The organism is Oerskovia paurometabola (assembly GCF_016907365.1).
Classification (GTDB): Bacteria; Actinomycetota; Actinomycetes; order Actinomycetales; family Cellulomonadaceae; genus Oerskovia; species Oerskovia paurometabola.
Window position 1 is genome coordinate 3,388,827 of sequence record NZ_JAFBBV010000001.1, and the last position, 12,755, is coordinate 3,401,581.

Here is a 12,755-nt window from a genome sequence, read left to right on the forward strand (position 1 = left end):
CAGGTGTGCGATGGGCAGACGGCCGAGCGTCAGCCGAGCCGCCCGATGGTCTCGACGACCACCGCGCTCGGACGGGCGTCATCGGTACGGTCACTCGTCCGGTAGTCGTCCACGTGAGCGAGGAAGTGCGCGAGCCGACCGGTCTCCATCCCGGTCAGGACCACGTTCTGGCCGAGCCCCTGGTGCCGCTCCGTCTTGACGCGGTGCACGGCGCACGGGATCCCGAGGTGCGCGCACTCCTCCTGCATGCCTCCGCTGTCGGTGACGACGAAGTCCGCCCCCGAGAGCACGGGCAGGAACTCGACGTAGCGGAGCTTGTCCCGCAGCACGAAGCGGTCGTCGAACACGGCCAGCAGCCCGTACTCGCGGAGCCGCTCCTTCTCGGACTCGCCCGCGAAGTACACGATCGGCACGCGCGCCGAGTGCTCCTTGAGGACCGCGAGGGCGGCGGCGTAGGCCTCCTGGTCCCGGACGAGCTCGAAGCGGTGGAGCGTGGCGACCGCGTAGCCGTCGGGAAGCTCCGACCTGAGGTCACCGCTGCTCTTGGCGAGCGCCTGGCGCACCGAGTCGATCACGGTGTTGCCCCCTGTCACCACGACACCCTTGCGCCCGGCGAGGTTCTTCGCCTCGACGTCGCTCGGCGCGAAGTGGAGGTGAGCGAGCCGCGCCGTGACCTTGCGGTTGATCTCCTCCGGGAACGGGTGCATCAGGTGCCCGCTGCGCAGACCGGCCTCGACGTGACCGACCTTCGCGCCGAGCGAGCGTCCGATCATCGCGCCGATGAGCGTCGTGAAGGTGTCGCCGTGGACGAGCACGATCGCCGTCGTGCCGTCCGCACGCAGGCGAGCACGCAGCTCCTTGCGCCGAGAGGTGACGGTCCGCAGGATGCGGAACATCCACCCGGGGACCTGCGAGGTCTTGGCGAGGTTCTGCGCACCCTGCTCCGGCACGAGCCACACCGTGGGGGCGGGGAGGTCGAGGTCGGCGAGGACTCCCGGGAGCTCCTTGACGTGCTGCCCGGTGTACCAGATCTCCGACGTTCGCCCGCGGCTCGCGAGCTCGTGATGGACAGGGGCGATCTTGATGAGCTCGGCCGTGGTGCCGACGATGAAGGCGATCAAGGTTGCTGCTTCCTCCGTGGTTTGCGGGCAAGCCTACAGGCAGATCTGGACCGCTATCCTGGGGCCGTGCTCACCTCACTCCCCGACGCCGCACCCCCGACGAGCGTCACCCTGACGGCCCTCAGCGTGGTCATCCCCGTGTACAACGAGGAGACCTGGATCCGTCGGTCGGTCACGGCCGTCCTCGAGGCGGGCGAGAGCGCGGGCCTCGAGCTGGAGGTCGTCGTGGTCGACGACGGCAGCAGCGACGGCACGCCCGCCGTGGTCGACGACCTCGCGGCGTCCCCTCGGGTCAGGGTCGTCCACCAGGCCAACGCCGGCAGGATGGCGGCTCGCGTCGCCGGGGTCCGCGCGGCGACGAACCCCTGGGTACTGCTCCTCGACGCGCGCGTCGTCGTGACGCCGCAGGCGTTCGGGTGGCTGGTCGCGAACCTCCCGCAGCATCCCTCCGCGCGGGTCTGGTGCGGGCACGTGGACGTCGCGGCCAAGGGCAGCCCGACCGCCGCCTTCTGGTCCGGGCTGACCAAGATCGGCTGGCGCAGGTACACGAAGAATCCCCGCCTGGTCTCGTTCGGGGCCGAGGACTTCGACCAGTACCCGAAGGGCACGACCGCACTGTTCCTCGAGCGCGACTACTTCCTCGAGCTGGCCGCAGGGTTCGACTCGCTCTTCGACACGCAGGCGCTCGCGAGCGACGACACGAGGCTGCTGCGCAGGGCCGCCACCGAGCGTCGGATCTGGCTCTCCCCGCAGTTCGCGTTCACCTACCACGGGAAGGCCGGGGCGAAGGGCTTCCGTCGGCAGGCGTACTTCCGGGGCACCACGTTCGTCGACAGCTACCTGGGGCAGTCGGCCCTGCTGGGTGGCGCCCTCGTCGGGGCGAGCGTCGTGGGGGTGGGCCTCGCCGTGCTGGCCGTGCTCGAGCCCAAGGTGGGGCTTCCTGCCCTGGGCGCCGCATGGCTGCTCGTGCCGGTGGCGGTCGGCGTGGCCGGTGGCAACAGACGCGAGGTCGGCGCGGCCGCCGCGCTCACTCCGGCCTTCGTCGTCCTGTTCGGCGCAGGGGTCCTCCGGGGCTACTTCCTGGCCGCACGCTCGGCGGTCCGTGGAAGAACGCGCACCTCGTGAGCGAGCGTCGCGCAGGTTCGCGGGTGCTCGGGGTAGGGCTGGCGATCGCCGTCTCGAGCGTCGTCGGCTACCTGCTGCTCGCACTGATCGGTCGCGCCCTCTCCCCCGAGGACTTCGGGCTCTTCGTCTCCTACTGGGGAGTGCTCTTCGGTCTGGCGAGCTCGCTCTCCACGATCGAGCAGGAGGCCGCCAAGCAGTCCGCCGAGGGCGCGACCGCCGGGCGCGCCCCGATCCACAGGGTCGCGATCTCCGCCGCGGTCATCGCGACCGCGGCGGCAGCACTCACGCTCCTGCCCCCGGTCGCCGAGCGCCTCTACGGCGAGGCCGACAGCCGGCTCGGGGTGCTCGTGGTGCTCGCCACGCTCGGGTTCGCCGTCCAGTTCATGGTCCGTGGTCTGCTGATGGGCAACGACCGCATCCCGGCCTACAGCGGGATCGTGATCGCCGAGGCAGCGGTTCGGCTCCTCGTGCTCCTCGCGGTGTGGGTCACGGTCGGCGTCACGCTCGGCACCGCCGCCGCCGCGGTCGCGGTCGGTTCGTACGCCTGGATCGGTTGGATCCGCCAGGCCCGTCGTGTCGACCGCCGCGAGGCGGGGCCCGCCGCGACGTCGACGGGTTGGCGCGCTCCGTTCGCCCGGGCCGGCTCGCTCATGCTCGCCGCCGCGCTCATGGCCTGCATGATCACGGGCTACCCGACGATGGTGACCGCGTTCTCCGGGGGCACGCTGGGAGTGGAGGGCGGGATCGTCTTCGCGGCGCTCACGGTGTCCCGCGTACCCCTCCTGTTCGTCGCGCCGCTCCAGGCCCTCGCCGTCCCCACGATCGTGGCGTGGCGGCAGGACCCGACGAAGACGACCCACGACTCGCGCCGGCTTCTCGTCCTCGGGGCGCTCGGTGTTCTCGGGATCGCCCTGGTGGGGGCGGTCGCGGCATGGTTCGTCGGCCCGTGGGGGGTGCAGCTCGCCTACGGCGCGAACTACGTCGTGGCACCGGAGGCCGTGGCCGGGCTCGTCTTCTCCGCCTGCGTCCTGGGCCTGCTGCAGCTCATGTCGGCAGCACTGGTCGCGTTCGGGAGCTATCGCTGGATGATCGTGGTGTGGGGCGTGTCCGTCGCGACGACCGCGGTGTGGCTGCTCCTGAGCCCGCTGGACATCGTCGCCTCGACCGTCGTGGGAGCCGTCCTGGGCCCCGTCGCGGGCAGCGTCCTCGCGCTCACCACGCTCTGGAGGCTCACCGGCGTCGACGCGACGGTCGCAGGCCGGGTCGCCTGAACCGCGGGAGACCACCTCGCGCGTTGCGGTGCGGCAGTCGTCCGCCCGCGCGTCGAAGCACGTCCGCCGTCACGGACGGGACCAGCGGACGAACTAGTCTGTCTGGGTGAACGAACAGGCGCCACGCATCAACGTCTCGATGACCGTCGAGCAGCTCTGGCAGGACGTCCCGGGCGGGTCCGGCACGTACATCAAGGAGCTCGCGGCGCAGCTCGTGGGGCGTGCCGACGTGGCACCGACGGGCATCCGTGCCCGAGGCGCCGCCGGAGACACGAAGGGCCTGCCCCCTACCCTCCCGGTCCTCGCCTCGCGGCTGCCCCGCCCCGCTCTGTACGAGGCATGGTCCAGGCTCAGAAGGCCCTCGGTCCCGTCGGACGGCCCCGTCGACGTCGTGCACGCGACGACGTGGGCGATCCCTCCGCGCTCGGCGCCGCTCGTCGTGACGGTCCACGACCTCGCCTTCGAGCGTAGCCCGCAGCACTTCACGCCTCGGGGGGTGCGCTTCTTCGAGCGGGCTCTCGAGATCACGCGCGACGAGGCGGACGTCGTCGTGGTGCCCTCGCGCGCCACGATGCTGGACTGCGTCGAGGCCGGCATCGAGGAAGAGAGGATCCACGTCGTGCCCCACGGGACGTCCGCGGCCGACGTGACCGACGCAGCGGTGGCCGACTTCAGGGCGCGGCACGGGCTCGCACGCGACTTCGTCCTGTGGTGCGGGACCCTGGAACCCCGCAAGAACGTCGGGCGCCTGCTGGCGGCCTTCGAGCGCAGCGTCGACGACCACGACCTCGACCTGGTGCTGATCGGACCGACCGGTTGGGGAAGCACGTCGTCAGAGGTCCGCACCGCTCTCACGAACCTGCCCTCGGGCCGGGTCCACGTGCTGGGTCACGTGACGTGGCACGACCTGCAGGTCGCCTACTCCGCGGCCCGCGTGTTCTGCTTCCCGTCCCTCTGGGAGGGGTTCGGCATGCCCGTGCTCGAGGCCCAGGCCCACGGGACGCCGGTCGTCACGTCAGCCGGGACATCGATGGCCGAGGTGGTCGGCGACGGAGCGCTCCTCGTCGACCCGCTCGACGCCGACGCGATCGCCCACGCCCTCACCCTGGCAGCCGGTCCGCAGCACGACGAGCTCGCCTCCGCCGCGCTCCGCAACGCCGAGGCGTACACCTGGCGGAGAGCGGCAGACCTCACCGTCCAGGCCTACCGTGACGCCCTGGGGGTGACCGCATGACGCCCTCGCCGCTGATCCGGGCCGTCGTCGTCAACTGGAACGGTGCCCATCTGCTCGACGACTGCCTGCGTTCGCTGCTGGAGCAGGACCTCGCGCCCGGTGAGCTCGAGGTCGTCGTCGTCGACAACGCCTCCACCGACGGGTCGGTAGCCCTCCTCGAGGAGCGCTACCCGGACGTCCGCGTCGTCGTGAACTCCACCAACCGCGGCTTCGCCGGTGGGGTCGACTCGGGCCTGCTCGACGTCACGGCACGCTACGTCGCTCTGCTGAACAACGACGCCACCTTCGCCCCGGACGCCCTGCGCCGCATGATCGAGGACCTCGACGGCCCGGGCAACGAGGACGTCGGGGCGGTGACGGCGCACATGGTGCTCGTCGACCCGGACCCGGCGGGCCGGGTGCTCGTGAACTCGACGGGCAACGTCCTGACCCGGACGGGCAGCGCCGGGGACCGTGACTGGCTGGCGGTCGACGGCACGGTCACCCCTGATCGTGACGTCTTCGGGTTCTGCGGCGGTGCGGCTCTCCTGCGCACGGCCACGCTCGCGGACGTCGGCGGCTTCGACGACCGCCTGTTCCTCTACTACGAGGACACCGACCTGTCGTGGCGCATGCGTGCCCGCGGCTGGCGAGTCGTGTACGAGCCGCGGGCCGTCGCCCACCACCAGCACTCCGCAAGCTCGGGATCCTCGAGCCCGCTGTTCCGCTACTACAACACCCGCAACTCCCTCGTGGTCTTCTCCCGGCACGCCCCGGCGGCTGTCGTGGTCGCCTCGTTCGTGCGCCAGCTCGCCGGAGCCGTGCGGCACTCCGCCCTCCGCACCGAGCCGGCCGACCTGGTCCGAGCGCGCTGGAGGGCTCTCCGCGACGCCCTCAGGCTGCTGCCCGGGGCGCTCGACGAGCGTCGCCGTACGTGGCGGGGGGCGCGAGCCCGTCGAGCGGACGTGTTCGCCCTCGGCACCCGACGCTGAACCCTGCCGACAGTCCCTCGGGGGTCGACAGCGAGCCACTCCTCGCGAGGTAGGCTCGCGTTCCCCCGTCTCATCGCACACCGTGGAGCACGAGTGCACATCGCGATCGTCGTCACCGCCGGGCAGGCTGCGGCCGCCCGCGCCACCGTCCGGTCTCTCCAGGCGGTCGAGCCGTCGGCCACACCGATCGTCCTGGACGTCGGCGGGACGTACACCGTCACCGGTGGCGAAGAGGTCCTCCGCCCCGCCGCCCTCGACGTCGACGCCGGCACCCTCCACCGGTCCGCGATCCTGCTCGACGACGAGCAGCTCGTCCGTCTCCTCCAGGTGCACCTGGCGGCCCGCTCGCTCAGGGACGGGGCGAGCGTGCTGCTCACCTCGCCCGGCGTCGTGTTCACGTCGTCACCGAGGCGAGTCGTCGACGCCGCGCGCGCGACCGGGGCCTGCTTCGTTCCCCGCACCTCCAGCCCCCTGACGGACGGACGGCTTCCGGACCTCGAGGCGCTCTCCGTGCAGGGAGTGCTCTCGACGGACCTCGTCGGTCTGGCGCCGGCGGGCGTCGAGCACCTCACGAGGTGGCTCGCCGTGGCGCACGACTGGACCGTCGGACCGAGCTGGCTCGACCTCGTGGCCGGACTCGTACCGCACTCGCTGCTCCAGGACGACGCTGTGCTCGTCTCCCGGTGGAGCACCGGAGCGTCGGCGCTCCTGCGTACCGAAGGCCCTCGCCGGATGACGCTCGACGGCGACGAGGTCGTCGCGGTCGACCTCTCGGCCATGGATCCCGCCCGCCCGTGGATCTTCGACACCCGCGACGACCGGCGCTCACGCACCCTTCTGAGCGAGCATCCCGCCCTCGCGGCCCTCGTCGCTCATGAGGCCGCCGAGCGCGCCTCGGAGGCCGGGTCGGCCTCCTCCGACCCCCTCGAGGCCTGGCAGGAGACGTCCACCGGTGTCCCCGTCCATGCCGAGCTGCGTGCCCTCTACCGCGACCACGCCGACGACCCCGTCGCACCACCCGACCCGTTCGCCCCTTCGGACGCCGCATCACTGACGGCCTGGTTGCTCGAACCGGTCCCCACCGGGCACACCGCACCCGTCGCCCGCTACCTGGCCTCGGTCTACGAGCACCGCAGCGACCTGCGCGACGCGTTCCCCCTGGTCCCCGGTCAGCACACCCGCGCATTCCTCGACTGGGCCGAGGCCCACGGCACGCACGAGGAACGCTACGACCCCGACCTCCTGCGCGACGCGGTCGCCGCCTCGCGACGAGCAGCCACGGGGGCAGGACCGGTCGTGGCCGACTCCCCGCGGCGCGGGGTCAACGTGGTGGGCTATCTGAGCGGCGAGCTGGGGGTCGGCGAGTCCGCCCGGCTCATGACGGGCGCACTGGCCGCGGCCGACGTCCCGTACATCACGGTCCCGGTCGTCAACCGGCTCCAGAGCCGCACCAGCGCGACCTACCAGGCCTCGACCTCCGCTCATGCGCTGAGCACGACCCTGCTGTGCGTGAACGCGGACCAGACACCGGAGATCGTGGCCGCGCTAGGGGACCTCGCCGCGAAGACCTACCGGATCGGCATGTGGTACTGGGAGGTCGAGGACTTCCCCCCGTCGCAGCACGCAGGGTTCGACGCGGTCGACGAGGTCTGGGTCGCGACGGACTTCGTCCGCGAAGCGATCGAGCCTCACTCCCCGGTCCCTGTCCTCACCGTCCCGCCGCCTCTCCCGCAACGCAGCGACCGCGCCCTCGAGGCACCCGTCGGCCTGGGGCTTCCCGAGGGCCGCCCCGTGTTCCTCTTCGCGTTCGACTATCTCAGCACCGCCGAGCGCAAGAATCCCTGGGGCGTGGTCGCGGCGTTCCGGGCGGCGTTCGCGCCCGACGAAGGACCGATCCTGGTGATCAAGTCGATCAACGGCGACCGACGCGAGGCGGAGGCCGAGCGTCTGAGGCTGCTGGTGGCCGACGAGCCGGACGTCTTCCTCGTCGAGCGGTATCTCAGCGGCGACGAGCGCGACGCTCTCGTCGCCTCGTGCACCTGCTACGTGTCGCTGCACCGCGCCGAGGGCCTGGGACTGACACTTGCCGAGGCCATGGCGTGGGGCAAACCCGTCATCGCCACGGCCTACTCCGGGAACATGCAGTTCATGACGGACGACAACTCCTTCCTGGTCCCGTGGACCCCTGTGCCGATCCCTCCGGGCAACGAGCCCTACCCGGCCGGCAGCACCTGGGCGGACCCGGACCTGGCGGTCGCGGCGCGATGGATGAGGACCGTCGTCGACTCACCCGAGCAGGCAGCCGCGAAGGGCAGGGCGGCCGCACGCGACATCCGGACGCGGCACTCCCCCGCGGCCGCGGGCCGCCTGATCGCCGAACGGCTCGCACAGGTCGCAGCGGTCGATGCCTCCCGAGCGCAGGCCGCGCAGGCAGGCAAGGTCTGGCGCCAGGTCAAGCGTCGTCTGCCCGTGATCGGGCGAGGCTGACTCCTCCGGACGGCTGAGGGCGCCGGCACAGGTGTGCCGGCGCCCTCAGGGGCAGGAACCGTCAGGGGCAGGGACCGTCAGGCCCCGGACCCGATGACCCGCCGCACCCGACCACGCGCACGGCGAGCGACCTCGCCGAAGCCTCCCGCCCGCAGGTAGTCGCGTGCGAGACCGATGTCCGCCTTGATCCCCCCCGGGCGACGGAACTGCTCGGCCACCGACACCGGCTCGTCGAGCTCGACCGCGAGGTCGGCGGCCCGTCGGGGGAACCTGCAGAAGTCGACCAGGGGTGCCAGCACCGAGGACCACCGGTATCCCTCGGCGAACTCGACGACGTTGGCCCGGGCCGCGGCGATCGCCGCGTCGTCGTAGAGGTACTTCTCGAGCGCTGCTTCGAGCGCCTCGGGGTCCTCCGGCGGGACGACCGCTCCCAGACCGTTCTCCGTGATCAACGACCCGAACGTGTCCCCGCTCGTCGCCACGATGGGCAAGGACGCCCAGAGGTAGTCGAGGATGCGGGTCCTGAAGCTGTAGGCCGTTTCCACGTGGTGGAAGTGCGTCGAGACGCCCAGGTCGGCGTCGAGCAGGTAGTCCGCCCGCTCGTTGTAGGGCACCCACCCCTCGTTGAAGAAGACGTGCGTGCCGGTCAGGCCGAGCTCGTCGGAGAGCTGCTTGAGCTCCCACGCGATCCTCATGTCCGGCACCCCGGGGTTCGGGTGCTTGAGCCCCAGGAAGTAGAGCCGGACCTCGGGGTGGGCCACCCGGAGGCGGTCCACCGCACGGACCAGGGTCAGCGGGTCGAACCAGTTGTACACGCCGCCACCCCAGAGGATGACCTTGTCGTCCGGCCCGATCCCCGGGACGGTGCCCTTGATCGCGTGCTTGTGCTGGACGGGCTTCTCGTCGGCGATCCCGAACGGGACCACCCCGATGAGCGAGTCGAGGCTCTCGTCCTCGTCGTAGACGGCCGCGTTGATGCGCCCCTGGCCGGCGAGCTGCCCGAGCCAGAAGTCACGCTGCTTGGTCGAGGCGCACAGCACGTAGTCGGCCCGGCGCAGCTGCTCGTTGAGGACCCGCGTGGTGTCGCGGATGGAGGTCGCACGCCCCGCAGGTCCCAGGTCGCGAGCCTGCTCGAGCTGCTCGAGGTGCATGGGGTCGTAGACGTCCGCCACGAGGATCTTCGAGCTCTCCTTGAGCCACGGCGCCCCTTCCAGGAGGAAGCCCTGGAAGACGATCACGTCTGCCCAGTCGGTCTGGGCACGCAGCGCGCGACCCGACGCGTGGACGACCTCGAAGGCGTCCGAGGTGACGCGGGCTCCGGCGGTCGACAGGAGCCGGACCTCACCGGTCGGGGCGAGCGCCTTCGCGATCTCCCACGCCCGGATCGCGGGGCCCGCCATCCGCTCCAGGAGCGGCTCGCCCGTGACGACGAGGATGCGCTGCCGGGACACGAAGTGGGTATCGATGCCGAAGGCCTCGACCAGGTCCTTGTGCGCCGTGAGATAGCTCTCGATCGCGTAGGCAGGCTCGATGGCGTGCCTGAACAGCGGGAAGAGCTCGCGGTCCGAGCGACGACGCATCGCCTGGAGCTCCTTGCGGCTCTCGGCCAGGCTCGGGAGCTGGTCGACGAAGTAGTCGATCGCGTAGGGCCCGGTCAGGGCCATCTTCTCGATCTCGATCGTCGGCACGTCGTCACCGCCGGGCGACCGCTGGAGGTCGAGCGACGACGCGTCCGTCCCGGTCCGTGCGAGCGAGCGCCGCACGGACAGCGCCATCGCGGCAGGGAGCGCACGGGCGAGCGACTCGTCGTCGAGGTTCTTGTACATCGAGAGCAGCGCGTTGCGCTCGAGCAGGTACGACTCGCGGTAGTTGCCGAACTTCTTCATCGTCACGTGGTGACGGTGGTACGCGAGCGACTCGGGCACGTAGCGCACCCGGTACCCGAGCAGGTTGAGGCGCCAGCCGAGGTCGACGTCCTCGTAGAACATGAAGAAGCGCTCGTCGAACCCGCCGATCTCGCGGTAGAGCCGCGTCGGCACGAACATCGCCGCGCCGGTCCCGAAGAGAACGTCCTTGGGGGTGTCGTAGTCGGGCGAGTCGGGCCACTCCGCCTCGCGCTTGTAGCCCATCCCGTACCAGGTGAGCGACCCGTCGACGTAGTCGATCAGGTTGCCGTCCCAGTCCAGCACCTTCGAGGCGACCGCCCCGATCGTGTCGTCGGCTGACATCGCCTCGACCGCGGCGGAGATCCACTGCGGCCCAGGGCGGGCGTCGTTGTTGATGAAGCCGACATACTCGCCGGTCGCGTGCTCCACGCCGAGGTTGCACCCACCGGCGAACCCGAGGTTCCCCCCCGACTCGATCACCTTGGCACGGGGAACCGCGGCAGCGATCCGTTCCGCGCTCCCGTCCTGCGAGTCGTTGTCGATGACGATGAGCTCGAGGCGCTCAGCCGGCCAGTCGACGTCGTCGAAGGACTTCAAGCACGTGATCGTGTCCTCGGCACCCTTGTAGTTGACAAGGACGACTGACACGACCCCCTCGTGGACAGTCGGTTCTCTCATCGTGCGGCCTCTCCGTGAATCTCTGCTAGATCGTTCTCGACCATCTTCTCGATGATCTCCCTGAAGCTGGTCGTCGGGCTCCAGCCCAGCACCTCACGGGCCTTCGACGCGTCACCCACCTGGACGGCGGTGTCGACCGGGCGCACGAAGCGCGGGTCGATCTCGACGTGCGACTCCCAGTCCTCGACGCCCGCGGCGGCGAACGCGAGACGGACGAACTCCTCGACGGAGTGCGCCTCACCGGTCGCCACGACGAAGTCGTCGGCCTCATGGTGCCGGGCGGCCCGCACGAGGGCGTCGACGTAGTCGGGCGCCCATCCCCAGTCACGTCGTGCGTCGAGGTTGCCCAGGGCCAGGACCCCTCCACCCGCCGCCGCGATACGAGCTGCGCCCGCGGTGATCTTCCGGGTGACGAAGGTCTCCGGACGCCGAGGGGACTCGTGGTTGTACAGGACGCAGCTCGAGACACCCAGGCCCCTGGACCGGAACACGGCGGCCATCTGGTGCGCGTAGGCCTTCGCGGCACCGTAGGGCGAGACAGGACGGATCGTCGTGCCCTCGTCCTGAGGTGTGCGGTCCGGAGTCCCGAAGATCTCCGCGCTCGAGGCCTGCACGACGCGGACGGTGCGCCCCGAACGCTCCTGGGACCGATGGGCCGCCTCGAAGAGCGTGACGGCGCCGATCCCGCTGACCAGACCCGTGTCGACCGGGTGGTCCCACGAGTAGGCGACCGAGCTGATGCCACCGAGGTTGTACACCTCGTCCGGTGCGATCTCGGACAGCAGGTCCTGCATGCGGGCGTGCTCACGAAGGTCGATCTCATGAACCTGCACGCCTGCTGACGGCGCGCGCTCCGTGACCGCCGCTCCCGGCCGGACGAACCCGTGGACCTCGGCCCCCTCGCGCACCAACCGGTCAGCGAGGTACGAGCCGTCCTGCCCGGTGAGTCCTGTGACGAGAGCGACGGTCATCGGCTCACCGACCGACCAGGACGGACTGCTCGCGCAGGTCGTTCTCCACCATCATGGACACGAGCCCGGGGAAGTCGACCTTGCGCTCCCACCCCAGGGTCTCCTGCGCCTTGGCGGGGTCACCGATGAGCAGGTCCACCTCTGCGGGACGCATGAAGCGGGGGTCCTGCTTGACGTAGCCCGACCAGTCCTCGATGCCCACGTGCGCGAAGGCGGAGTCCAGGAACTCGCTGATCGAGTGCGTCTCGCCGGTCGCGATGACGTAGTCGTCGGCCTCCGGCTGCTGGAGCATGAGCCACATCGCCTCGACGTAGTCACCGGCGAAGCCCCAGTCGCGCTTGGCGTCGAGGTTGCCCAGCACCAGCTCGTCCTGCAGACCGAGCTTGATCCGGGCGACGGCCTGCGAGATCTTGCGCGTCACGAACTCGGGTCCACGGCGCGGCGACTCGTGGTTGAACAGGATGCCGCTCGACGCGTGCATCCCGTAGGACTCGCGGTAGTTGATCGTCATGTAGTGCCCGAAGACCTTGGCGACACCGTACGGCGAGCGAGGCCACAGGAGCGTCGACTCACGCTGAGGCACCTGCTGGACCTTGCCGAACATCTCCGAGCTGGAGGCCTGGTAGAAGCGCACGCGGCTCGGGTCGTCGTGCGAGTACAGGCGCACGGCCTCGAGGATGTTCAGGACCGCCTTGCCGGTCACCTCGCTCGTCAGCATCGCGTTCTCCCACGAGTACGCGACGAACGAGATGGCCCCGAGGTTGTAGACCTCGTCAGGCTTGGACACCTCGAGCGCACGGATGAGCGAGGACAGGTCCGTGAGGTCACCCGTGATGAGCTTGACGTCGGGGACCGTCTCACGCACGAGATCCAGCTTGGGGTTGTTCTGGCCGCGGATGAGGCCGTAGACCTCGTAGCCCTTGCTGAGCAGGAGCTCGGACAAGTACAGGCCATCCTGGCCGGTGATACCGGTGATCAGCGCGCGTGGCATATTTCCTCGAAGAGAGTCGA

At 70.6% G+C, this 12,755-nt stretch carries 9 protein-coding genes; 5 read left to right on the forward strand and 4 right to left on the reverse strand.

Annotated features, from left to right (window positions below; translation table 11 throughout):
* Positions 1 to 29 precede the first annotated feature (29 nt).
* On the reverse strand, positions 30 to 1,121 hold the full coding sequence (locus JOD48_RS15215) for a UDP-N-acetylglucosamine 2-epimerase (RefSeq protein ID WP_204809681.1): 1,092 nt from the start codon (positions 1,119 to 1,121) through the stop codon (positions 30 to 32).
* A gap of 66 nt (positions 1,122 to 1,187) precedes the next feature.
* Between JOD48_RS15215 and JOD48_RS15220 the strand changes: the two genes are divergently transcribed.
* The 5 genes from JOD48_RS15220 to JOD48_RS20205 all read left to right on the forward strand — a co-directional run bounded on the left by JOD48_RS15220 (position 1,188) and on the right by JOD48_RS20205 (position 8,209).
* Positions 1,188 to 2,246 (forward strand): glycosyltransferase family 2 protein, encoded by a 1,059-nt coding sequence (locus tag JOD48_RS15220; RefSeq protein WP_204809682.1) that lies wholly within the window; start codon positions 1,188 to 1,190, stop codon positions 2,244 to 2,246.
* The gene (locus tag JOD48_RS15225) at positions 2,243 to 3,517 is read left to right on the forward strand and encodes a lipopolysaccharide biosynthesis protein (RefSeq protein WP_204809683.1); all 1,275 of its coding nucleotides are present in this window, start codon (positions 2,243 to 2,245) and stop codon (positions 3,515 to 3,517) included. The genes JOD48_RS15220 and JOD48_RS15225 overlap by 4 nt, the downstream gene beginning before the upstream one ends.
* A 106-nt stretch (positions 3,518 to 3,623) precedes the next feature.
* Positions 3,624 to 4,751 (forward strand): glycosyltransferase family 4 protein, encoded by a 1,128-nt coding sequence (locus tag JOD48_RS15230; RefSeq protein ID WP_307824183.1) that lies wholly within the window; start codon positions 3,624 to 3,626, stop codon positions 4,749 to 4,751.
* Entirely contained in the window at positions 4,748 to 5,722 is a 975-nt protein-coding gene (locus tag JOD48_RS15235; protein ID WP_204809684.1) for a glycosyltransferase family 2 protein, read from the forward strand. The genes JOD48_RS15230 and JOD48_RS15235 overlap by 4 nt, the downstream gene beginning before the upstream one ends.
* A 93-nt stretch (positions 5,723 to 5,815) precedes the next feature.
* Positions 5,816 to 8,209, forward strand: coding sequence for a glycosyltransferase (locus JOD48_RS20205; protein ID WP_204809685.1), 2,394 nt, complete (start codon positions 5,816 to 5,818; stop codon positions 8,207 to 8,209).
* A gap of 77 nt (positions 8,210 to 8,286) precedes the next feature.
* Here the strand turns inward: JOD48_RS20205 and JOD48_RS15245 are convergent, their stop codons facing one another.
* The 3 genes from JOD48_RS15245 to JOD48_RS15255 are packed head-to-tail and all read right to left on the reverse strand — an operon-like array spanning position 8,287 to position 12,735.
* Positions 8,287 to 10,743: a glycosyltransferase gene (locus tag JOD48_RS15245; RefSeq protein WP_307824185.1), complete on the reverse strand. Its 2,457-nt coding sequence runs from the start codon at positions 10,741 to 10,743 to the stop codon at positions 8,287 to 8,289.
* A gap of 26 nt (positions 10,744 to 10,769) precedes the next feature.
* The gene (locus tag JOD48_RS15250) at positions 10,770 to 11,744 is read right to left on the reverse strand and encodes a GDP-mannose 4,6-dehydratase (RefSeq protein ID WP_191790865.1); all 975 of its coding nucleotides are present in this window, start codon (positions 11,742 to 11,744) and stop codon (positions 10,770 to 10,772) included.
* Between the two features lie 4 nt (positions 11,745 to 11,748).
* Positions 11,749 to 12,735: a GDP-mannose 4,6-dehydratase gene (locus JOD48_RS15255; RefSeq protein WP_191790866.1), complete on the reverse strand. Its 987-nt coding sequence runs from the start codon at positions 12,733 to 12,735 to the stop codon at positions 11,749 to 11,751.
* Positions 12,736 to 12,755 lie beyond the last annotated feature (20 nt).